The sequence below is a fragment of the Candidatus Lokiarchaeum ossiferum genome (assembly GCA_025839675.1).
GTDB lineage: Archaea > Asgardarchaeota > Lokiarchaeia > Sigyniarchaeales > Promethearchaeaceae > Lokiarchaeum > Lokiarchaeum ossiferum.
The window spans coordinates 3,463,514-3,485,448 of sequence record CP104013.1 but is presented as its reverse complement, the minus strand read 5'-3'; the positions used below and the strand labels follow the sequence as shown (position 1 = coordinate 3,485,448).

Below are 21,935 nucleotides of genomic sequence, written 5' to 3'. Positions count from 1 at the left end.
ATCTTTGCTCTAGATCAATGCTGATATTATATGTTTCAAGCTCGTTTTCGATTCGGAGTTACTTGTTAGCTCACTACGTCGGGAAATTGCCCCGTAGTGAGTTCGGATAGAATAACAGGAGATTTTTTGAAAAAATAGTCTTTTTTCTTGATGTGCTTCTTATTCTAAACCAAATTTTGCGTAGTAGTGAGCAATACTGATTTTTCTCATTAGGAGAATTTGTGGCATTGTAAGTTGTTTTCTAATTTTAACATATTCTAATGCAAATTAGATCAGCCAATATCATATTTCCGGAGAAATTATTCATCATATTTAAATATTAGAATTAATATATGTTACTTAACATAGATTGGAATGGTTTACTATTAATTCCAATTATCATTATTGTGATACTCATGATTCAAACTCCACCTCTGATGTTAACTACCGGGCATGGTCTTCTGACCATTACACATCCGTAGGTACTTGCTAGATCAGGTGACTTGAGGAGAATCATGATAAATCTACTTTTAACTTAAATGAGGATTTTTGTAATGATATGATCTTTTGATTTTCGGGGTTTTCTTCATTCACCGTGTACCTATTTTATCCTTTTTTTAAAAAAAAACAAAATTCAAAGTGAAACTCATGAAAAATAACCTTCCTATTGAACAAAGCGGGGCTGTACTATTAATGGCAGCAGTAAAGAAAATCTATCCAAGCGCACGTATCGTTAAATGTGACGTTGACCGAAAAAATAAATTCTCATATGATTTTGAAGTTAAATCATTGCTAAACAATCATGATCTCGAAATAGTGGAAGAAATCATGCAGGAGATGATCCGACGGGATCTTAGAATCAAACAATTTCCAATTCTTCATGAAGAAGCGCGTTTAATCTTTCATCAAGAACCTTATCGTTTGAAAGAAATTTATGCATCTCCATACAAAAAACCAATTGTTAGTTTGTTAGATGGCGAAGTTGATTTAGCCCAAAAACCCTGTATTGATAAAGTAGGGGAAATTTCAAGCGTATCTATTGATAAAAATCAATCATTAGATCCAATTTCCATGCACGATAATTATTATCATCAACGTATCTACGGTTTAATATCTTAATCCCATTTTATCAATATAAAAAGAATAAGGAATAAAAACAAATTGTTTAAAACTATGTTACTAGAAAACTCATTCTACTTATTATCTTTTTTTTCTGAAAGCTTAAAATGCAATTCAAGCTGATTTTCTGCCATGATTGATTTATCTTCCATGATCTCGGAACTAAAAACTTGGTGGAGAATGTGTTTGAAAAGCACCTTCATGAAAAGAGAAAAATTGGTATTGATATCATGGTTGATAAAAAGTAATAATTCATGAGTGGTAAGAAATTGCCATTTTATTGATTCAATCCACTTCAAATGCTTTTTGGAGAGAATCAAATTGAATTTGGAGAGAAATATTTCCAATCCCCCATCGGAACCACTTTTCTGAATTTTCTGCATCAATCTTTTACGAATTTTGATTATATGATTCTGTGCATTTTGAATCCCCAATGATTCAATTTGAGCCGGTTCCAGAAATTCAAAAACTCTCCGAAATGTAGTTTTGTCAAATAATACTTGTTGTGAAGAAAAATCGTTCATTTCCGATGCATGAAATCGGTGAATTGCCATTTTGATAATTTGACTTTTATTTACCTCAAACTTTTTCGAGAGTGTTTCAATCTCTTGGTAAGTTTCTGAATCCAAACGTAATCCCATAGAATGTGATTCTTTATCTGTGACCATTTTTCCCAACCTTTTTTATTTTAAAACAAATGTTAATGAAGTTAAAGCTTTGTGACTACAAAGTTTCATAATGTGATACATTGCGACACAATATTTATATGTAAATGTTACCTTAAAAAATATGTGACACATTGTGTCAGTAATATTAAGAATGTGATCCTTATGGCAGAGATTCAAACAGAAACAAATACCCAAAAATTCATCCCTTCCGCTGAAATTTCATTAGATTTACAAGAAGAAAAACTAAACCGTTATAATATTAATAAGAAATCCCTTCTCTCTTTTCTTTCCCTAGCAATATTAATAGATATGTTTGGTTTTTCTTTGATCCTTCCCATTTTACCTTCCATTGCTTCTGATTTTGGGGCTACAGCTTTTATGATTGGGATCATAACTGCCGCGAATTCGTTGACCGCGTTAATCTGTGGTCCAATTTGGGGTTCTTTATCTGATAAATATGGGCGAAAACCAATTTTAATTATAAACCAGATTGGTACTTTAAGTGCTTTTATCGTGCTCGCCACGGCCCAAAGTGTAGAGGTTATAATCCTTTCCCGAATTATTGATGGAATTTTCGGAGGCCAATTTCCGGTAATTAGATCGATCATTTCCGATGTTACCACGCCAGAAACCCGTACAAAAGACATGGGAACTATAATGGGAGTTTCAATGCTGGGCTTAATTATTGGACCTGTTTTAGGAGGCGTTTTAGGAAACTCCAACTGGCGAATTCCTGCCTACCTCACGGCAGCATTAAGTGTTATCTCTATAATCCTAACAGTAAAACTATTACGTGAAACAATGCCCCAACAAAGACGATTCGATTTACAACTTCAACGAACCAAATTAAAGACTTTAAATAATGGACAACAGGATAGTATTTTTAATAAAGCAGTTGTTATTCGATTACTTGAAACGTTCCTTTTTACTGTAATCTTCCAAGTATTTATTTCAACGAATGCGATCATCATGAATTATCGTTTTGGTGCCAATCCTGCAGCCATTGGATGGTTAAATGCTGAATTTGCAATTATTAATATCATTTGCATCACGAAAATCTTGCCTATGTTAACTAAAAAATTCTCCAATCAGCAACTAATGGTGACTGGTGTCATTTTGTTGGGGATTGGAATGGTCATTTATGGTTTAGCAACCGCTCCTTGGATATTATATATCTTATTTGTCATCCCCTTTACTTTGGGATCTGCACTTTTACGCCCAATCATTAACACAAATTTAACGAAGGCGGTTGCTGAAGATCAACAAGGGCAAGTATCCGGATGGAGCACATCAATTCAATCCTTAGGGGAAATTTTTACCCCATTACTTGCGACATCATTTCTGGATCACGACCTTCTTTCTCTCTTCGGGATTACTATCAGTTCCTATTGGGCAGTGGCACTCTTGGGTATCGCAGTTGTTGGAATGATGTTGATAAATGTGATTTATGATAATATGACCTTCAAAAAAATAAATTGATCACATTAAAAGGCTTTAATCTACATTTTTTCCCTTTTTCCATCATTTTTACTATTTATTTATTGCAAGATTAATTCCAAATTATGAAGAAGTTAGAAATCCTGATATATTGCTAATGCAATGTGGTTTCCATTAACATACAATTCAGTTTTATTATTTATTTTCTATGATTTAATAGTCTTTTTTTCCATTAGCATAAAACTCCATATACTAAAAAAAACATCAAAAACTGAAAGAATTAGAAATTGTGTTAAGAATTGATTCTTATAGTATCAAATTTATTGAATAACGTCTTTTTTAGTAATTTTTCTTATACTCTAGAGAATATTTTTAAATCATTTATCCCTTACATGTATGCTATGAACCCAAAGGAATCAAACTGGCAAGAACCAAGCAAGTGGGAAGAGATCGCAGCTGAATGGATCTCCTTCAATGAATCCGGGAAAAATATTCATCGTGATTTTCTAAATCTTCCTCGATTTGTGGAAGCACTTCCCTCTTTGGAAATTGGGATGAAAGGATTGGAAGTTGGTTGTGGGGAAGGAATGCTTGCACGTAAGATATTGACCGATGGAATTAATTTGGATGCTTGCGATATTTCACCGGTGATGATAAACCATGCACGGAAAAAAGAATCACAAGAATCTCACCATATCACATATTTTGTTGAAAATGCCGAGCATCTCAGTTTTCCAGAGAATAGCTATGATTTTATTCTGGCTTTCATGTGCTTGATGGATATGGATCATCCAGAAAAGGCGATACAAGAGGCTTATCGGGTGCTCAAACCAGGCGGATTCTTTCAATTTTCTATAGTGCATCCGTGTTTTGCAAGTTCCTCACATCGAAAACATGTACGGGACGCAAATGGAGTATCGAAGGCCATTGAAATTGGAAATTACACATCGGAAGGAAAAGTTGTAGTTAATTGGAATAATGGATCTTTAAAAGGAACTCAAACATTTCACAATCATAAGATGCTGACAACTTGGATGATGTACGGGATAAATGCAGGATTTATTTTAGAGTTTTTGGATGAACCCTTTGCAAATTCAGAAATTCTACAAAAATGCGAACATTTAGTTCATACAATATCCGTACCGGACAATTTAATTGTGAGATTGAGGAAACCTCTCTAATTATATCTACTTTTTCGAATTCATTTCTTGAATAATCTTTTGTAAATCTTCAATATGATATGGTTTATTCAATCTTCCATCAAAACCATATTCTTTATAGTTTGCTAAAATAGGATCCTGAGAAAATCCGCTGGAAACAACCACTTTAACAGATGGTTTTTGTTTTTTTAATAATTTTACTGTTAATTCACCTCCCATTCCTTCAGGAACAATTAGATCAAGAAAGACAACATCAAAAGGAGAAGACTGATTTTCATGATCTTGAAATTTCTGGAGAGCTTCTTCCCCATCTTTGGCCATTTCTACAGTACACCCCAATTTGTTAAGCATTTTTTTTAAGGTTTTGCGCACGAGATGCTCATCGTCCATAATCAGAACTTTACATTCATGAAATGAGAGTTCTGATGCTTCAGAAGTAATTAAGGAGAGTTCTGAAGAAATGGTTGGAATAAATATTAAAAACTGGGTTCCTTGTCTGGGAAAAGAATTAAAAGTTAAAAAACCATTATGTTTCCGAATAATAGAGTATGCTGTAGCCAACCCTAATCCGTTACCTTTCGATTTTGTACTAAAATAGGGCTGAAAAATGTTCTGCTGTAATTGTTCTGGAATCCCTTCTCCAGTATCAGATATTGTTATTTTTATATACTTCTCTGCCGGAATTGGGTATTCATAAAATTCATCATGATGGAGGAGTTCAGTTTTGATTGAAATTTCACCCCCTGAAGGCATTGCTTGTATAGCATTGATTAAAATATTATCAAATACCTGCCCAATTTGACCTGCATCAACATTCACATTAGGAAGATCGGGCTCTATATCCACGATTACTTTTGCTTCTCCACCCCGAGTGATTAAATTAATTGAATTATGGAGAAGAGGTACAATTTGTTGAATTTTTTGGATGGGAGCCCCCCCCTTTGAAAAGGTGAGTATTTGTTTAGTAAGGTCACTTGCTCGTTCTGTGGCTTGCTTCAAATCATTCAAAATATCTAGATTCGATGGATTTGTGTCATCAATTTGTAATAAATTGATATTTCCCATGATCCCAGTGAGTAAATTATTAAAATCATGAGCTATTCCTCCAGCAAGAAACGATAGTGATTCAATCTTCTGGGCCCGTATTTTTTCAGTTTCTTGACGCTCCCGATCAGTAATATCTTCAAAAAGGGAGAAAAATTTCCCATCTTCAAGCAAAACTAACCGAAAGGCAATGGTTTTTTTTTGATGGTCTTTGGTATTTACCTGAAATATCCGAGGATTCTCCACAATGGGCAAACCTGCTTGCAAATCTCGATCATAATAGGGGCGAACTTGCTGTCGAAAAATAGGATCGGGATAAGCCAGGGTAAACCACTTATCTATTGTCGAAATATCTTCTAGTGTATATCCAAATAAATTTGTAAAGGCAGGATTGATATACTCAATATCATTTTGGGGAGTAGCAATCCATATTGCATATGGGAGAATTTCAACTAAATCCTGAAATTTTTTTTGACTTAAGGAAATTTGCCAGTTTTGTATACCCATTTGTGCGATTTGTTTAGTAAAGTCAACCAAATATTCTAAGTTTCGAATAACTTGATCTTTTGTAAAAATTGGGACATTATGTAAAGCTTCCATATATCTTTCAAGGTTATAACCATATTTCTGAGCTTGTTTCATAAAAAACGATTCATCAGGTTTTTTAAATAATAATTGTCCGGTGAAAACATTGGCTAAATGTTGTCCCTCAATTATCAATGGAGTAGCGCAATCAATTAAACCCATGGGACATTCAAATATTACATATTTTTCTTTGGAAGCTAAGCGAGATTTGATACTCCGATCACTGTTTAGACATTGTTGCTCTGTTTGGAGGTTTTGCCTGTGAAAGTTGACACAAATTGGTTGCCACCCTGATCCAACAAGTAATTCTCCATTTACATCAATTAGAGCAAAAGGAATTCCTGTAGCCATGTACATTTTATCTGCTAAAGATTGTAACTTAGGAATATTAAACAATTGTCGAAGCTCAAAATCCATTAAAATATAATTTAAAAAGTAAAGGTAAAAGGATTTGCAAAAAAACAATAAGGTAATAAATGACAGTTTAAAGATAAAAATGTGGTTAGGATAAGATGGTTTTTAGCAAAATAACAATAAAAACAATAAGGTCCATATGGAATTGAATTCAATATCGTGATTCCAATGGCAAGAAATCAAATGGATTACTGCCATAATATATATGAGAGCAATTTCTAATGACAAACAATAATGAAATACCAGAATTAAAACTACCAATACCAGAAACTCTAACTTTTTTCAAACAAGATGAAAAATACTCAGCAGGAAATTACATCCGGATAGTACTCAAGGTAATTTTTGCAATTATCATTCTAATTTTCGGGATCATTCGAAAACAACTTCTAATTTCAATGATTGAAGATCAATCCCTATCACCTCAATATCATGTCTTATTCTTAGTTATCATTTATGCTTTATTGGGACTATTCTTATTTGAGATCGGCCGTGACATTTATATTTCCCTACTACCAAAGTATGCAAAATGGCGAACTATCAAATTCTTCCAGAATCGCATACTATTGGATTCTGTCGAATTAGATCTTAATGAAATCTCAAAAATTCACATATTGGCTAAATTAAATTGGATTGCTCTAGAATTGGATGAGATCAATCGAAACATGCATATTATTTTGTTTTTTAAAACTAAACGTCCGGTTGTTTTGTACAATGTATATCAATCCGAGGGTTTTTTGATACCAAAAGATAAAATCCATGAAATATCAAAATTTTGCAAGCACACATATTCGATTCAACCAAAAACCAAATTTCAACGAGAATATGGAATGATTATTTTGATCTTTGGGATTATTCTTGCATTGATCTTTTTAATCTAGTGAAACTCAATTTATATAGAATATCTCCCCTATACAATACAGGATGTGCAATTAATGACTGATAAAATTAAAACTAAACCGATTGATGAAATGCCCGAGGATGATTTGATTTTTTATGATCAAGGAGAATTCATCACACATAATATTCTAACTACGATTACTAAGATTGTTGTAATTACTATCTCTATAATTTATCTCATCTCTTCGAAATTTATTTTGACTTCTTGGTTTCCACACCAATATCTCCTATTCATTTTTACGATAGGATTGGCGTGCGTTTTTATTGCAGCGATAATTTATGAAATAGTTCGAGATGTAATGTTGTCCCGATATATAAAGCTTGCCGAATGGGATTCGGTTAAGTTTACCCCCGAGGGAATCCTACTGGATGTTCCAGTAGAATCAGAGCGGAAAATGTTTACACCAGCTCAAATTGCTAAAATAGAACTCTTGACGAAAGTGCGCTGGGGAGATGAAATGGATAAAAAAACGATCGTAATGATACATGCTTTGATGTATTTAAAAGATCAATCCCCTCAAATGATATATTGTTTATATAGAGAAGAAGGGGCACCTATTCCACGTTCCAAACTCAAACAAATTTCTAAATATATATCTAATCACTATGGTATACCAGTTAAAATTAGAAATATCCGCGATTTTAGTATTTTAATGTTATTAGGAATTCTATTAATTTCCATCATTCCTTTTATTTTTGGTTTTTAGACCAAAAGATTTTGTCTTTTTTCAAAATTAATCCTTTTCAAATCGAGAAAATTCCCCAATTGAGCGACAAAATCATAAAATTTTTTTTAAATCCTACCTTGAAGATATTATTGAAAATTTAACTCAAATTTAATTTGAGGAGAATCAGTATTATGGTAAAACATCACGGTTATTTTACAAAATGCAGGAGCTTACATCGCAAAAATGTGCGAGATCGAGGCCTACCTGGACTAAGCAAATTCTTAGTAGATTACCAACCAGGGAATGTTGTTGATATTGTTGGAGATTCATCCTTCCAAAAACGAGGATTACCTCACCGACATTTCTGGGGAAAGACCGGTACAGTTGTAGCTCAACGTGGACGATGCTTTGAAGTTGCTGTTAAGGATCTCGATAAAATGAAAACTATCTTTATTGGTTGCGAACACATTCGGATTAATAAAGACTGGCAAAAGCGCCAAGAACAAAAAGAATAATAATCAAATTTTTCTTAAATCAAACCTTTTTTAGCTCTCAAAGCAAGTATTTATCTATAGGCAACGGAATTATCCACAATGGTAAAAAAAATTCTTAATGAAAAAAAAATTAGTGTTCCTGAAGTAAAAGACATTTTAGATCGTGTCTATGAGAGAATGGAAAAACTCGGGGGAACCATGATCCCAGATCCTTTTACAGAAGCAACTTATGAGTATGTGCACAATTTTTCAAAGATGGATGCCGATGTTGCTCGTAAAGTTATTAATATGCTTATGAAGGAATATGATATGGATGAATCCTATGCAATTCAAATTGTAAATATTGATCCCAACTATCCTCAAGAGGTTAAAGTAATTTTGGAAAAAGATCCAATTTTACGGGATTTAAATGATGATGAATTGGCGGTTTTGATTCAAAACATCCGAGATTTACAGGGTTAAGCATTTTAAAAAAACTCATAAGTTCACTACATTTTTTTTCCATCCTTTCTTCAATATAAAGCGATATTTCTTCTTTGCAGAGTTCAAAAGTTTTAAAAGCCGAAAATGGTATATATCCTTATATTTCGTTTTTGTGATAGAACAATGCACTCAACTCCCCCTTGCCGCACAAATCATCGTAAACATCTGTAATTTTTAATTTACAGTTGAACAAGGCGAGGTATTAAGTCACACATTCAACTTACTCTATAAATAATTCACTCAAGAGCGAAACATATACACCAATTGGAGAACAAAAATATGAGCGATCGTGATCGAAGATATAGTAATCGAGGACCCCGAAGTACATCCCAACGAGGAGATCCTCGCAGATCCCGTAGTGGACCTTCCCGAAGTCGTGGAGGAGGAGGACGAGGTCACCCTCGGGTATTTCTCCGAAATGGGACCATTGTTTATTTATTGGATATTCTCCAACATGGAGGAGTAGATAAAGCGGGCCATTCTTGGAATCCAATATGCCAAGTGATGGAAGTTCCATCCTTTAATCTCTATGAAGTCTCATTAAATAAGCAAAAAATTCAAGAGTTAAAACTCCAACAGAAAATTCAAGTAACTGGTAGAGAAGATTCCCCTTTGGGTCGTCCCAATAAAAAATTGAAATATGATCAACTGACGCATGCTTCACTACAAACAATAGGGTTAGTTTTGGAACAATATGTTTTGGAAAATGAAGAACGTTTTATTAAGTTCATAAACAATGTAGGTCCAATTACTATAAAACGCCATTACTTGGAGGTTTTACCTGGAGTAGGTAAAAAATTGATGAACGAAATATTAGAAAATCGGCACCGGAAGCTGTTTGAAAATTTTGAAGAACTCCATACCAGAGTGCCTGGTTTTAAGCCCAAAGAAGTATTTGTCAAGCGAATCATAGAAGAACTGGAAGATGAAGAATTAAAACATTATCTGTTTGTCAAGCGCAGACGGCCTGAAGATCGCTCCAGTGGAGGAACACCCCGGCCTCGTGACGGAAGTCGAGATGGAGGTCGTCGAACTTCTAGAAATGATTCGTTACGAAAACGATACTAACCATTTCAGGTTTTTTTATGCCTTTTCTTTCTAAATCTGCATTACTAGGAACTTTGACCACATTAGGCATCCGACTTGATAAATCCAGAGGTCAATGCTATTTGATTGACCAAAATGTGGTAGAATTTATTGTTTCGCATGCCCAATTAGATCCCGAGAATGATGTTGTAATAGAAATTGGTCCAGGATTGGGAACTCTCTCAGATTATCTCATACAGCAGTGTAAACAAGTGATTTTGATTGAGTTTGATAACAAAATTGCATGTTATCTTAGAGAATATTACGAAAACAAATATTCCGTGGCATTTCTTGAAAATCCCACTGCTAAAGATTGGAATGTTATCGAGAGGAAGGAAAAAATAATTTTAATTCACGGAGATGCTTTAAAAGTCCCATTCTTTCCAGCTAACAAAATCGTGTCTAATATCCCATACCAAATTTCGGCTCCGTTGATCTTCCGAATAATTGAATCTTGGTCTTATTCAACCGTTAATCTTATGGTGCAAAGAGAATTTGCCGAACGATTATTGGCCCCAGTGAATTCAAAGAACTATTCTCGCATTTCTGCGGCGACAGGATTATTTTTGAACATTAAAAAAGTTCGCCAAGTTCCTGCCACGTGTTTTTATCCTGCCCCTCGTGTGGAATCCATGTTGATTGAAATTACCGCAAAACCGACACTTTCGAAGGAAAAGGCAGCTTTTCAATATAGAAGTGATTATTTAGCATTCTTACGGGGCATTTTTCCTTATAAGAACAAATCAATCCGAAATGCCCTCACTCATTGTTTAAAGCGGGATCCTCATGTCAAAGAAAAGTTGAGTCCTTTAGTTCAACTTATTTCAAGTCCAGCAGATTATCCCTTTTTATCTCATAAATTGCGATCATTTTCCCCACCTCAACTCTTTTCCTTTCTCTTGTATGGTTTAACCAACGATTCTCAAGAATTGGCCCAATTAGCCAAACAGTTTTCAATAAAAGAATAAAATTCATTGGGAATCCTATCTGAATTAACATGTGGATTTAAAAGAATTTCAAACCGTTCAAAAATATGAGGAGGAAGATTTAGACATAGCCGAACGGATCGAATATTTTGGAACTGAAATTGTTGTCCCCAAACAAATCTATGGTCCTATGGAAGATACTGATCTATCTATCCGATTCTTACGCTCATGGTTGCAAACATTGGCTAAAAATAATCAACAAAACCCGATCTACTCTCAAGAAAATCCACTACGAGTTATGGAAATGGGTTGTGGATCTGGAGCACTCTCCTTTTATGTGGTTTCCCGTTTGGAACAACTTAAAATTCCTTTTTATCACATGGGAATTGATATTAATCCGATGGCTATCAAAGCTTGCAAATATACCTCAAAACTTAACGGATTCTCTAACAATGTACGGTTTAAATGTGGGAGTTTTTTTGAACCGCTAGGGACTCCCGAAGAAAAGCGAAGTTATGATATTATTATTTTTAATCCACCATATTTAGCAAGCGAAGCCAAGACAATTACCCGTGAGAATCGAAAATTGATAGATTTAGCCTGGGAAGGAGGACCAGAAGGGAATGAAATCACCTTAGAATTCTTTAAAATCATGTCTCCATTTCTAAGTCCTAAAGGGGAGATAATGATCATCTCATCTGGAAGTGTCGATCAAATCCCGATATTATCCTATTTTGAAAAATTGAACATCAAAATTGTAGAAACTCTAAAAAAACATGTGTTCTTTGAAGATATCATACTTTATCATGGAAAGCGAGAACCTTAAACCTTTAACGTTAAAGAGTATTTTACTAAGTATTTATGCCACATTCTTTGGGTGATGAATGGTTCCAGAATTTATTTGAGTATTCCCCCATTCCTATCGAAATTTATGATGGACTGGGAAAATTGCAAACAGTCAATACAGCGTGTTTGGAGTTATTTGGAGTTAAAACGATAGAAGAAATAAAGGGATTCAATCTTTTTAAGGATCCGAATTTACCTAAAGGAACAAAATCTAAGCTTATTAGAGGCAAAACGGTAAAATATACAAGCACATTTGATTTTGAGTTAGTAAAAAAACAAAATTTGTATAATACAATTAAATCAGGGATAATTTATGTCGAAGTTTTGATAAAACCACTATTCTTTTCAAAGGATAAATTAATACCTTCGAATTACGCATTGTATGTACAAAATATAACCAACCGTCGACTTGGAGAACTTGAAAAATCTGATTTTCTGGAACGTTTGCAAGAACGTGTGGAAGAGAAAGATCTTTTAATGAAAGAAATTCATCATCGAGTAAAAAACAATCTGCAAGTCATTTCCTCTCTAATTATATTACAAAATCATTCAATCAAAGATGCGATTTTGAGGGAAAAGTTTAAGGATTTACTAAATCGCATAAAATCCATCTCTTTAAACCATGATTATTTGTTTAGTTCAGAGCATTTGGGAAAAATTGATTTTAAAAAATACACAAATAAATTGTGCGAAAATATATTAAAAACATATGAACACCAATACAATGGGGTTCAAATTCGCATTGATGCGGCAGAATTATTTCTTAATGTAAAAGAAGCGCAAGTGTATGGAATGATCTTGAATGAATTGATTACAAATGCGTTAAAGCATGCTTTTCCGGATAAGCAGGGAAATATCACAATTTCTTTTTTCCAAGAAGAAAATAATTCCAGAATATTACTTGTGAAGGATGATGGGATTGGTTTACCAGATCAATCTAATTCTAATAGTACAGAATCTCTTGGATTACCATTGGTTAAAAATTTAGTAAGGCAAATAAATGGAAAACTTGAAATCATTAATAATAAGGGAACCGAAATACGTATTTCTACTACCGATCTTTAATTTGAGATTCAAATTTCTTTATTTCTCTTAATTGATACTCAATATCCCGAATAATACCGTAAAAATCATATTGTCGTGCTTCGATTGTTGCTTCAGCTAAAGTGATCTTTGCTTTCTCAAATTCTTGTCTGTTGATCATTCGATACACTTCTTTGAGGGTTTGTTCTAAAGCGGTCTTATGAACCTTTAATTCCTGTCTAATTTGTTGAAATAGTATAAAAACTTTTAACGCCAGTGATTCCACCAATAACGGTTTAAATTTGGCAAATTTTGACTTGCGTTCCAAAATATCCATTCCATTATAAGATAACCGGAGTTTTCCAGCATGATAAACCTCTTTATTCTTGTTATACTCTTCTAAAAAGTTAATATTAATTTTGGATTTTTTCAAAAGAAGCTCAATTTCGGGGATAAATTCACGAAATTTTAAATTGATGCATATCTCTTTTGTGATATTCAGGCGGTTTTGAGTCACATAAAACTTTTCTTCTAAGATCATTTCTGAGAAACGCTCGATCAACTGGCGAGTATGGTCCTTATCTTTTTTGAATTCTTCACCGATGCGTTTTACCTTGGCTAGGAGTTGACTAGATATATATGGATGGATCCATTGTTTTTTCCCTTCTGCTTGAGTGGTTTCACTGAGTTCAAATAATTCAATATAAGATTCTGCAATGTTACCATCCTCAAATTTCTCCCATAGCTCATCTTGGCGCGCTTGGAGCTGGAGATTTCGATTACAGATGTTTAACTTTAATTTAATTTCCGTCAGAATTCCGAAAAACTGATTTTGTAGGGCAATTTTGTTTATATCTTCCAATTTATTCTGAGCTTGACTAAATTGACGACTCCGAATCAATTTAGAGATATCTTCAAGAGCTCTCCACAGCTTGTCTTGTAGTTTTTGTCTCTCTTTTCGATCTTCTGGTTGATCTTGTTTTGTTGAGGAGGGTAAAGTTGAGATTTGAGTTTCATCAATTTGAGATGTGAGATTCTGTAATCGCTTTTTTTTAATGAACCAATAAAGTATCCCCAAAAAAAAAAGACCGAAGAAACTCACTGCGATTATGATTACAGTCGGCTTCCATTCTTGGAGAATCATAGAGAAATAGAGAACAAATCACCCTAAAAAGATTTGTGCCGGAAATCGAATCAAAGCAAAAGAGTTTTAACTAAAAACCGTTTTTCTTCAATCATGAACTCTTCGACCAACGATCTTCTACAGATAGGATTTCTCTACAATGATCCCTTTGGAGTTCGGGTGATAAATAACCTGATTAATAAATCGGGCTTTTGCCAACAATGTGGTCCATTATGCATCAATTGTCGAATCCTCTATCCTTGGTTTGCTGGAAAAATTAAATATGCTCATAAATTGGAGTGGGAAGATTGTGAATGCGTTGAAGATTGTTTACCCGCGGTGGAAGAAAAATTATCCTCTTTGGATGTCTTAATCTGCATTGCCCTTCCTTCTGAATTTATTGAGGTATTACCTGCATTACTAAAAAAATATTCCATTAGGGCGGTGATTTTTCCAGTTGAAAATGGAGAATGGCTTTCAGCTCATGATCAAATGGTTCTCCAAAGTCAATTGAAAATAAGCGGGATCCAATATGCGTTTCCACGACCCTTTTGTAATCTCTCGGAATCAAATTCTCCGGAAAAATCAATTATTAATCGATTTATCCAACAATTTCATATTGGAAAACCTATCGTTCAATTTAGCACCCAAAACGGCAAAATAATCAAGACACAAGTAATCCAGAGTTCTCCCTGTGGAGCGACGTATTTCATTGCACAGTATCTACGCAATGAACAGCTAAACACGTGGAATGTGGACCCATTAGAAAAGCGAATATCGGTTGCTCTCAAAAAATACCCTTGTACCGCGGTAAAAACACGAGATGACACATTGAAAATGATTACCCGAGTCAAAGCGGAACAAATCACTCAAGAAGTATTTAAAGAGGCTTTCGATCAAGCAGAAAAAATAGATTAATTAGGCGTGTGTTTTTGGTATCTTCAGACAAAAACGAACATTTTTTTACTCTTTTGGGAAATGTATTATAGACAGAAATGACTACAAAAATTAAAGAAAATATTCACCAAAGGCGTGAACGGAGACGAAATACTCGAAAAATCTTGAAATACCAAGTTTTCGGGTCTTTCCCTAAAACTTTCGGTTTTCTCATTTGGATATTTACCATCGTTTCAACTCCCTTTATTGAATCAACTTCACCTATTGGAGTAACTTTTGAAATTGGGTTGTATTTCTTCTTTTTAACCTCAATAACAACATTTCTTATAGGCCCAAAATGGGATAATATTCTAGGATTATTGGTAAATCTAATCTTATCTTTCCTGCTTTTTTGGTTTGGGGGAATTTTTGGGATTATAGTCATTGTAGGTTATGGCTATTTAATTGGCCATGAATTACTAACATTCCAGGAAGCAGCCCCGATAATTAAATCCTTGAATCAAAGATTGAGAACGTATAAAATCAAAAAGCCTGGAATAATTTTTATTATTCTCTTAATCTTATTTACGCTTGGACAACAATATCTCAGCATCTTTGTATTTTATGACATCAATGAAGATTTAGACACAGCAATAGTATTCTGGGAACTAGCAGATTTCCTAGCAACAGCCACGATTATCATATTCTACCTAATTTTCAGAAAACGGAAAGATCCACTCCATCATAATTTGAAAGCGATGTTACTCTGGGTATTCATAGTTGTGAAAATCATGGCGATCCCGCTAGCTTATAACTTATATAAGGCACTAACAAGCCAAGAAGAAATTGAAATAGCCAATTTTAATATTTTTAATTTAGTTCGTTTCATAATATTGACATTACTAGTGTTATGGGATTTTGGAAAAACAATTGTAGAAGAGAGTTATGATGAAAAAGATCGAAAATACGACAGTATGTTTAATGGTTTATATGGAATTTCATTATTCAACAATTATATAGAAACTTATGGCTTTGGAGAATTAAATGATATGTTTGTGATTATCCTTATTGGTTTTGGAGTTTTTTTGCTAGTGAGAAAATTAGCGAAGGATTCTGCAAAAGTCCAACAAGTCCCCAATTATCGATTTCTTAGAAAATCTCACCAGTTATTGGATGATTTAGATGAGATAGGAAAAAAAGTGTTTGAGAATTAACCCATTTCTGATTTAGATACCAAATCAATAATTTTTTCGGTTTCTTTCGCCAATGAGGGCGGTAAGGGGCTTGTATCCACATCAAGAAAACCACTAACAATTAAATTGACCGCTTCTTCTTCAGCGAGACCACGACTCATTAAGTATTCTATATGCTCTTGACTAATTTTCCCAACCGAAGCTTCATGGGTGAGGGTTACATTTGGATTGTGAGCCTGAATTTCTGGAATCGAATCCACTCGCGAGTTGGAGGATAGAATAAGAGCAGAACAATCAATATGACCAGTAACATCTGGACCGTCGCCTATTATTTTACCCCGAGCGATTACATGAGAATGATCTACCGCAAGTACCCGAGAGATGATTTCGGCTTTGCTCCCTTCACCAATAAGGTGGGCTGTAGCCCCAGTATCAAATAGGCTATCACCTTTTGCATAAATCAGAGTTTGTCCATAATAAGAGGAATTTTTCCCTTTGAGTTGAATAAACGGATTGGTTTGAAGATCCTTAACGGCGGACATCACCACATAAAAATTGGAAAATTTCGCATTTTCTTCCAAGACAATTCCCGTACGAGGGCGAACATTGGTAGAATCAGACCAATTATGCACCATAGTAAAAGATACACGAGCATCTTTTTGCACATAAAATTCTGATACACCCAAATGTAATGCTTTTTTCGCAGTTTTATGTACAGTACATCCAGTAATAATATCTAATTCGGAACCTTCTTCAGCAATGATGATATTATGCACAACTTGCTTCAATCCCGGAAGATCGATAAATAGACATGATTGGAGAGGAAAAACGGTTTTTTGACCTTTTCGGGCGTAGATAAAGTAACCTTGAGTTATTTCTTGAATAGCAGCTTCGGCCGTGTATTTATCCTTATCTGGAGCTACTGCTTTCCAGAGATAGTCTTTAAGGTCCAACTTACCATCAGTTCCATCATATTTCTTAATTGCATCCTTGATGGGAAGAAGTTCGACCCCTTCTACTTTACTAACACATAAATCATGAGAATTGCCCGATTGAAGATAAATACCATCTTTTTCTTGGTCGAGATCAATACCTACCTTATCCATCGAATCCCGTAACTCTTGTGGAATTTCCTTTTCATTAGAATAGGTGGTATCATTCCCATTACCAAGATTGTAATCATCTAAATTGATGGTCCCATCATCCTTTACCGCGTCGAGAAGCTTTTGAGCTCGCTGTTTGACATCTTCTCCCATTTTATAAATTCACCTCAACAATATGGGTTGCTCCATCGGTACAGGATAAACAATGGCGACATCCTTCAAAGCCATTTTTCATAACTGCTTCAATAATTTGAGTTGGATCCCCGCTACAATTGATTTGTCCGTTGATCATAATATGAGCACGAGTAATATGACCTAAAAATTTTAAAATATAGCCTAAATGGGTAATAATTAGCCCAGATTTCTCTTGTTTCGACGGAATTTTATCTCGATCCAATAATTCACGCATGATACTGGCAATCAATTCCACATTTTCAACATCTACCCCCGAATCTGGTTCATCAAAAAGCAGTAATTCGGGCTGGAGAACCATCATTTGGAGAATTTCAGAGCGTTTTACTTCTCCACCGCTAAATCCAACATTAACATCACGATTGAGATAGCCATTTTTGAAATTTAACCGATCAGCGAGCTTTTCAATATCTGGAGATAGGTCATCATCGCATTGATTTTCCAGAGATTGAGACACTTCTTCTCGTTTTTGATCGCAAACTGTTAATAATTTCGATAATTTTACCCCATTTATCTCAGGAGGATGTTGAAAAAGCACACCAATGCCTAATTTCACCCGTTCATCAGTAGGCATTTCAGTGATATCTATCCCTTTAAAGAAAATTTTCCCGCTTGTGACTGTATATTTTTTAAATCCTAAGAGTGTTTTAATCAAGGTTGTTTTTCCAGCACCATTGGGCCCCAACAACACATGAACTTCACCTTTATTTATCGTTAAGGAGAAATCATTGAGTATTGGCGTATTTCCAACGGTCACATTTAATTTTTCAATTCGAAGCCAAGACATATCTAACGGTATTTTAAGGATTGCATTCAAAAAAAAAACTCGCTTTCATTAGTATAAGTAATTCCATTAAAATTCTTCATCCTCATAGAAAAATAGCAAAATTGGATGGGAACAGATTTCCTTGTTTGATATTTAATAAAAAAATAAATTTTATTTCCATCACTTAATCTAAAAGATGAAATTGCATTTCATGCATTTTTTGTCGATAGCGTAATTAATCCTAAAGTTCTTCTTTAGAATCTACTAATTTTGTCGGGTGATCTAGGATATAAAAAGTGGGGTGTTATTGCGTAAATAGTAAGCAATAAATAATTAATTCCCCTATTTTAAAAATACGTAAAAATAATCCGAACAAAACCTTATTACCGACAAAACTCGGATAAACCACCAAAGAAGGGATTTGCAAATGGTACAATCATATATTCCAGATAAAAACGAATTTTCATTCTCTATTTCAAATATTTTTCCAAAACACATGGTAAACTCACGGGGAGATATTAAACCTTTTGATCCTGACAAAATGATCGCTAGCCTCAATAAAGAAACCGGATTAGATTGGGAAGAATGCATCAAAGTGATTCGCGATTCGTTGAAGCGAATTACACTCTTAGGATTAGACACAATTCAGACATCTATGCTCCGAGAGATAATGTGTCTAGAGTTAACTGCAAAAGGATATCATAAAGAACGTAATATCTATGCAAAACTAATCAATTCTACTGTTATCAAGTTTAGACTTGATGATAACTTTATTGATAAATATCGGGGAACTCAACCAAATTGGGGGCCATTAGGTTATATTACATATAAGAGAACATATGCTCGGTTGACTGATTCCGAAACCCGTACCGAAGAATTTTTCGAAACGGCTCGAAGAGTTGTTGAAGGTGTTTTTTCAATCCAAAAAGAACATTGCTTTAAATTAAGTCTACCTTGGAACCCTGAGAAAGCACAAAAATCTGCCCAACGCATGTTTGAAAAAATGTGGGACTTCAAGTTTCTTCCTCCAGGACGGGGATTATGGATGATGGGAACTGAATTCATTGACAAACACGGAAGTATGGCGCTGAATAACTGTGGTTTTGCTTCAACGGCAGATATTGCTACAAAAAAATCCAAGGCTTTTGAATGGTTGATGGATGCCTTGATGTTAGGAGTCGGTGTTGGCTTTGATACCAAAGGAGCTGGAAAAATTACCATTCAGAAACCAAAAGATGAGCACTTTGTTTTTGAAATTCCCGATAGTCGGGAGGGCTGGGTTCAAGCTTTACGTCATTTAATAACTGCCTATTTTGACGGGGATGTTATGCCAATCTATGATTTTACAAAGATACGGAAAAAAGGAACCCCTATTCGTGGATTTGGGGGTGTAGCATCTGGACCAGAACCATTGCAGGAAATGCTTGATAGTCAAAAAGAAATTTTGGATGCCCGAATTGGAAAAACGCTTACATCGGTCGATATTGTTGATATGATGAATCTCATTGGGAAATGTGTTGTAGCTGGAAATGTTCGTCGCAGTGCAGAAATTGCTTTGGGAGATGTTGATGACGAAGCATACGTCACATGTAAACAGGATCAAACAGCCTTATATCATCATCGATGGGCTTCTAATAATAGTATTATTGGGAAACGAGGAATGGATTATTCTAAAATAGTTGAGAGTATTGCTAAAAATGGAGAACCTGGAATAATTTATTTAGAAAATGCTCAAGCTTACAGCCGTATGGGCTATGAACCAGATTTCAAGGATAAAAAAGCAGTTGGTGTAAATCCCTGCGGGGAACAAACCTTGGAAAGTTTTGAATTGTGTTGTCTGGTTGAAACATTTCCATCCCGCCACGATTCCTATGAAGAATTTGAAGAAACACTCAAATATGCATATTTATATGCAAAAAGTGTTACATTAGTGAATACACATTGGAATGAAACTAACGCAGTCATGGGTAAAAATCGACGAATTGGTACCAGTCAAACTGGTATTATTGATGCCTTTGCACGTCATGGTCGTCATGAAGTGTTAAACTGGTGTGATAAAGGCTATAAGTATTTGCGAGCTCAAGATGAAAAATATTCGGACTTTTTCTGTGTTCCTCAATCAATTAAAATTACAACGGTAAAACCTAGTGGCACCGTGAGCCTTCTTCCGGGTGTTTCTCCAGGTATTCATTATCCGCATGCAGAACATTATATCCGACGCATTCGTATCTCCAAGGAATCAACATTAATTGATATTTTACGGGAGGCAAATTATCCAATTGAGCAAGACGCATATTCAGAAAATTCAATGGTCATTGAATTTCCAGTTAAAGAGGAAAATTTCCTTAGAGGGAAAGAACATACATCCCTCTGGGAGCAGATCTCTAATGCAATCGATTATCAACATTATTGGAGCGACAACCAAGTAAGTATTACAGTGACATTTAGAAAGGATGAAGTCAAAGATATCCCCTTTGCTTTATCTTTCGCCGAAGATAAGATTAAAGGTATTTCACTTCTTCCCCTTTCAGAGCATGGTTATCAACAGGCACCCTATGAAGAAATCACCCAAGAAGAATTTGAAAAACGTAAAAAACAATTGAAACCAATAAAAACGTGGACTACTGCCGAAAAAGGTGCAGGGACAGTCTATTGTGATGGAGATAGTTGTCATGTTGTAGAAGAATCGAATGTTTTGAAAGAGTTCGAAGTAATTGTGGGTGAAAGCATTCCATCCATCACTAAAGTAGAAGATAATTCTTTTGGGTTTGTAATAAAGGAAGGAAAAATTGTGGAGATAGGAATGGCAAATAAAAAAATTGACAATCTTCCAGAATCTATCGCTCAAGTTGAAGGATTAAGAATTTTGAACTTGAAAAATACGGGCATAAATGCTCTTCCCCTTTCGATAACACAACTCAAGAACATCGAGATCTTAAATCTTGAAGAAACTAATTTAGGAATCTTGCCGGAAAACATAAAAGTATGGATTTCGGAATTAGAAAGGAAGGGAAAAAAGGTTCTACTAAAGTAAAACTTCTATTTTATTTTTTTTTGTCTATTTTTGCCTAAACAGCAATTTCTGGGGCTTGTGAATCTCCTAAATCAGTATGAATGGTGAATCCCCGGAGGGAAATAATCATTCCCGCATCCATAAAAACAAACATTAATACTTCTAAAAGAAGTTCAATTGAATCAATCGAACCTCCAAAAGCATTCACAAATAATGCGATCAAAATGAGTGTAATTCCAATTGTAAAAAAACGTAATTGCTTAAGGAAAACACCAGTTGCACGGGAAATCAGTAAAGAAAAACGAATAATTACGAAGATTAATATTAATACCCTATATAGATTTACGAATAGGAACCAAGCGTCTGGTGTTTCTGTATTTACAATTCCTTGAGCATAATCCTCCATATCGAGTACCGGTATCCAGATGAAATAACCAATGAAGCTTATGATATACAAAATACTGATAGGTATCAAATATTTTTTATTCAAGATAGTCCGTTGTGAAGCGGAAATCATTAATGCTGAAACTAGTAAGCAAATAAAACCAAAATTGAAGAAGATATGACCCGTTATCATGATTGGTATTACAAATGCTTCATGATTAAAAATGAAGTGATATATGGTGTAAAGGAAGAAACCCGAGGCCAGAGCAATGTAAAACATAGCGAAAAATCGATTTATCCAAGATTTTGAATTCTTTTTTAACTCGATAACTCCGCATAAGGCAGCAACAACCAAAGTAGATGAAGCACCCACGATTTTTAAAATATTAATAACATCCATTATATGTCTCCCAATCACAAGTGTATTTTTTACTGAATAACAATGTTGACTTTTTG

Annotated in this window: 20 protein-coding genes; 14 read left to right on the top strand and 6 right to left on the bottom strand. The window is 34.6% G+C overall.

The features are described from left to right. Nucleotides 1–627: 627 nt before the first annotated feature. A complete protein-coding gene (locus tag NEF87_RS14785; protein WP_371802171.1) occupies nt 628–1,098 on the top strand; it encodes a hypothetical protein in 471 nt (156 codons plus the stop codon). Nucleotides 1,099–1,172: 74 nt separating this feature from the next. Here NEF87_RS14785 and NEF87_RS14780 read toward each other — a convergent pair whose 3' ends face one another. Then, complete coding sequence (locus NEF87_RS14780; RefSeq protein ID WP_371802170.1) at nt 1,173–1,766, bottom strand: hypothetical protein; 594 nt, start codon at nt 1,764–1,766, stop codon at nt 1,173–1,175. Between the two features lie 162 nt (nt 1,767–1,928). On the opposite strand from NEF87_RS14780, the gene NEF87_RS14775 reads away from it, so the two are divergent. Then, the gene (locus tag NEF87_RS14775) at nt 1,929–3,245 is read left to right on the top strand and encodes an MFS transporter (protein WP_371802169.1); all 1,317 of its coding nucleotides are present in this window, start codon (nt 1,929–1,931) and stop codon (nt 3,243–3,245) included. Between the two features lie 359 nt (nt 3,246–3,604). Then, entirely contained in the window at nt 3,605–4,384 is a 780-nt protein-coding gene (locus tag NEF87_RS14770) for a class I SAM-dependent methyltransferase (protein ID WP_371802168.1), read from the top strand. A 6-nt stretch (nt 4,385–4,390) separates the two neighbouring features. Here the strand turns inward: NEF87_RS14770 and NEF87_RS14765 are convergent, their stop codons facing one another. Continuing rightward, nucleotides 4,391–6,409, bottom strand: coding sequence for a PocR ligand-binding domain-containing protein (locus NEF87_RS14765; protein WP_457916412.1), 2,019 nt, complete (start codon nt 6,407–6,409; stop codon nt 4,391–4,393). 218 nt (nt 6,410–6,627) lie between these two features. Between NEF87_RS14765 and NEF87_RS14760 the strand changes: the two genes are divergently transcribed. From NEF87_RS14760 to NEF87_RS14725, 8 genes are all read left to right on the top strand, one after another. Continuing rightward, nucleotides 6,628–7,284, top strand: coding sequence for a hypothetical protein (locus NEF87_RS14760; protein ID WP_371802166.1), 657 nt, complete (start codon nt 6,628–6,630; stop codon nt 7,282–7,284). Between the two features lie 54 nt (nt 7,285–7,338). After that, a complete protein-coding gene (locus tag NEF87_RS14755) occupies nt 7,339–8,010 on the top strand; it encodes a hypothetical protein (RefSeq protein ID WP_371802165.1) in 672 nt (223 codons plus the stop codon). Nucleotides 8,011–8,162: 152 nt separating this feature from the next. Then, nucleotides 8,163–8,486: a 50S ribosomal protein L21e gene (locus tag NEF87_RS14750; protein ID WP_371802164.1), complete on the top strand. Its 324-nt coding sequence runs from the start codon at nt 8,163–8,165 to the stop codon at nt 8,484–8,486. Nucleotides 8,487–8,564: 78 nt separating this feature from the next. After that, nucleotides 8,565–8,927 (top strand): hypothetical protein, encoded by a 363-nt coding sequence (locus tag NEF87_RS14745; protein ID WP_371802163.1) that lies wholly within the window; start codon nt 8,565–8,567, stop codon nt 8,925–8,927. 300 nt (nt 8,928–9,227) lie between these two features. Beyond that, on the top strand, nt 9,228–10,016 hold the full coding sequence (locus tag NEF87_RS14740) for a DUF655 domain-containing protein (protein WP_457916411.1): 789 nt from the start codon (nt 9,228–9,230) through the stop codon (nt 10,014–10,016). A 17-nt stretch (nt 10,017–10,033) separates the two neighbouring features. Further along, nucleotides 10,034–11,002, top strand: coding sequence for a 16S rRNA (adenine(1518)-N(6)/adenine(1519)-N(6))-dimethyltransferase RsmA (gene rsmA, locus NEF87_RS14735; RefSeq protein ID WP_457916410.1), 969 nt, complete (start codon nt 10,034–10,036; stop codon nt 11,000–11,002). A gap of 31 nt (nt 11,003–11,033) precedes the next feature. Beyond that, entirely contained in the window at nt 11,034–11,786 is a 753-nt protein-coding gene (locus tag NEF87_RS14730; protein WP_457916409.1) for a methyltransferase domain-containing protein, read from the top strand. A 35-nt stretch (nt 11,787–11,821) separates the two neighbouring features. After that, nucleotides 11,822–12,871: a histidine kinase dimerization/phosphoacceptor domain -containing protein gene (locus NEF87_RS14725; protein WP_457916408.1), complete on the top strand. Its 1,050-nt coding sequence runs from the start codon at nt 11,822–11,824 to the stop codon at nt 12,869–12,871. Here the strand turns inward: NEF87_RS14725 and NEF87_RS14720 are convergent. Continuing rightward, the gene (locus NEF87_RS14720) at nt 12,858–13,973 is read right to left on the bottom strand and encodes a hypothetical protein (RefSeq protein WP_457916407.1); all 1,116 of its coding nucleotides are present in this window, start codon (nt 13,971–13,973) and stop codon (nt 12,858–12,860) included. The two genes, NEF87_RS14725 and NEF87_RS14720, sit on opposite strands and share 14 nt — an antisense overlap. 93 nt (nt 13,974–14,066) lie before the next feature. On the opposite strand from NEF87_RS14720, the gene NEF87_RS14715 reads away from it, so the two are divergent. Continuing rightward, complete coding sequence (locus NEF87_RS14715) at nt 14,067–14,870, top strand: DUF166 family protein (protein ID WP_457916406.1); 804 nt, start codon at nt 14,067–14,069, stop codon at nt 14,868–14,870. A 77-nt stretch (nt 14,871–14,947) separates the two neighbouring features. Beyond that, nucleotides 14,948–16,042 carry a hypothetical protein gene (locus NEF87_RS14710; protein ID WP_457916405.1) on the top strand — a complete coding sequence of 365 codons (1,095 nt, stop codon included), beginning with the start codon at nt 14,948–14,950 and terminating at the stop codon, nt 16,040–16,042. Here the strand turns inward: NEF87_RS14710 and NEF87_RS14705 are convergent. Together NEF87_RS14705 and sufC are read right to left on the bottom strand one after the other, a co-directional pair. Then, entirely contained in the window at nt 16,039–17,277 is a 1,239-nt protein-coding gene (locus NEF87_RS14705; protein WP_457916404.1) for a SufB/SufD family protein, read from the bottom strand. The genes NEF87_RS14710 and NEF87_RS14705 overlap by 4 nt on opposite strands. Nucleotide 17,278: 1 nt before the next feature. Beyond that, nucleotides 17,279–18,103, bottom strand: a complete 825-nt coding sequence (sufC, locus tag NEF87_RS14700; protein WP_457916403.1) for a Fe-S cluster assembly ATPase SufC — start codon at nt 18,101–18,103, stop codon at nt 17,279–17,281. Between the two features lie 406 nt (nt 18,104–18,509). On the opposite strand from sufC, the gene NEF87_RS14695 reads away from it, so the two are divergent. Further along, the gene (locus NEF87_RS14695) at nt 18,510–21,116 is read left to right on the top strand and encodes a glycyl radical enzyme family protein (protein ID WP_371802153.1); all 2,607 of its coding nucleotides are present in this window, start codon (nt 18,510–18,512) and stop codon (nt 21,114–21,116) included. Between the two features lie 34 nt (nt 21,117–21,150). On the opposite strand, the gene NEF87_RS14690 is transcribed toward NEF87_RS14695, so the two are convergent. Then, the gene (locus tag NEF87_RS14690; RefSeq protein ID WP_457916402.1) at nt 21,151–21,879 is read right to left on the bottom strand and encodes a hypothetical protein; all 729 of its coding nucleotides are present in this window, start codon (nt 21,877–21,879) and stop codon (nt 21,151–21,153) included. Nucleotides 21,880–21,935: the final 56 nt, after the last annotated feature.

What these genes read in the sequence shown, in the direction of transcription:
- NEF87_RS14785 (WP_371802171.1), top strand. Translation starts at nt 628, where the DNA reads ATGAAAAATAACCTTCCTATTGAACAAAGCGGGGCTGTACTATTAATG.
- NEF87_RS14780 (WP_371802170.1), bottom strand. Translation starts at nt 1,766, where the DNA reads ATGGTCACAGATAAAGAATCACATTCTATGGGATTACGTTTGGATTCA.
- NEF87_RS14775 (WP_371802169.1), top strand. Translation starts at nt 1,929, where the DNA reads ATGGCAGAGATTCAAACAGAAACAAATACCCAAAAATTCATCCCTTCC.
- NEF87_RS14770 (WP_371802168.1), top strand. Translation starts at nt 3,605, where the DNA reads ATGAACCCAAAGGAATCAAACTGGCAAGAACCAAGCAAGTGGGAAGAG.
- NEF87_RS14765 (WP_457916412.1), bottom strand. Translation starts at nt 6,409, where the DNA reads ATGGATTTTGAGCTTCGACAATTGTTTAATATTCCTAAGTTACAATCT.
- NEF87_RS14760 (WP_371802166.1), top strand. Translation starts at nt 6,628, where the DNA reads ATGACAAACAATAATGAAATACCAGAATTAAAACTACCAATACCAGAA.
- NEF87_RS14755 (WP_371802165.1), top strand. Translation starts at nt 7,339, where the DNA reads ATGACTGATAAAATTAAAACTAAACCGATTGATGAAATGCCCGAGGAT.
- NEF87_RS14750 (WP_371802164.1), top strand. Translation starts at nt 8,163, where the DNA reads ATGGTAAAACATCACGGTTATTTTACAAAATGCAGGAGCTTACATCGC.
- NEF87_RS14745 (WP_371802163.1), top strand. Translation starts at nt 8,565, where the DNA reads ATGGTAAAAAAAATTCTTAATGAAAAAAAAATTAGTGTTCCTGAAGTA.
- NEF87_RS14740 (WP_457916411.1), top strand. Translation starts at nt 9,228, where the DNA reads ATGAGCGATCGTGATCGAAGATATAGTAATCGAGGACCCCGAAGTACA.
- rsmA (WP_457916410.1), top strand. Translation starts at nt 10,034, where the DNA reads ATGCCTTTTCTTTCTAAATCTGCATTACTAGGAACTTTGACCACATTA.
- NEF87_RS14725 (WP_457916408.1), top strand. Translation starts at nt 11,822, where the DNA reads ATGCCACATTCTTTGGGTGATGAATGGTTCCAGAATTTATTTGAGTAT.
- NEF87_RS14720 (WP_457916407.1), bottom strand. Translation starts at nt 13,973, where the DNA reads ATGATTCTCCAAGAATGGAAGCCGACTGTAATCATAATCGCAGTGAGT.
- NEF87_RS14715 (WP_457916406.1), top strand. Translation starts at nt 14,067, where the DNA reads ATGAACTCTTCGACCAACGATCTTCTACAGATAGGATTTCTCTACAAT.
- NEF87_RS14710 (WP_457916405.1), top strand. Translation starts at nt 14,948, where the DNA reads ATGACTACAAAAATTAAAGAAAATATTCACCAAAGGCGTGAACGGAGA.
- NEF87_RS14705 (WP_457916404.1), bottom strand. Translation starts at nt 17,277, where the DNA reads ATGGGAGAAGATGTCAAACAGCGAGCTCAAAAGCTTCTCGACGCGGTA.
- sufC (WP_457916403.1), bottom strand. Translation starts at nt 18,103, where the DNA reads ATGTCTTGGCTTCGAATTGAAAAATTAAATGTGACCGTTGGAAATACG.
- NEF87_RS14695 (WP_371802153.1), top strand. Translation starts at nt 18,510, where the DNA reads ATGGTACAATCATATATTCCAGATAAAAACGAATTTTCATTCTCTATT.
- NEF87_RS14690 (WP_457916402.1), bottom strand. Translation starts at nt 21,879, where the DNA reads ATGGATGTTATTAATATTTTAAAAATCGTGGGTGCTTCATCTACTTTG.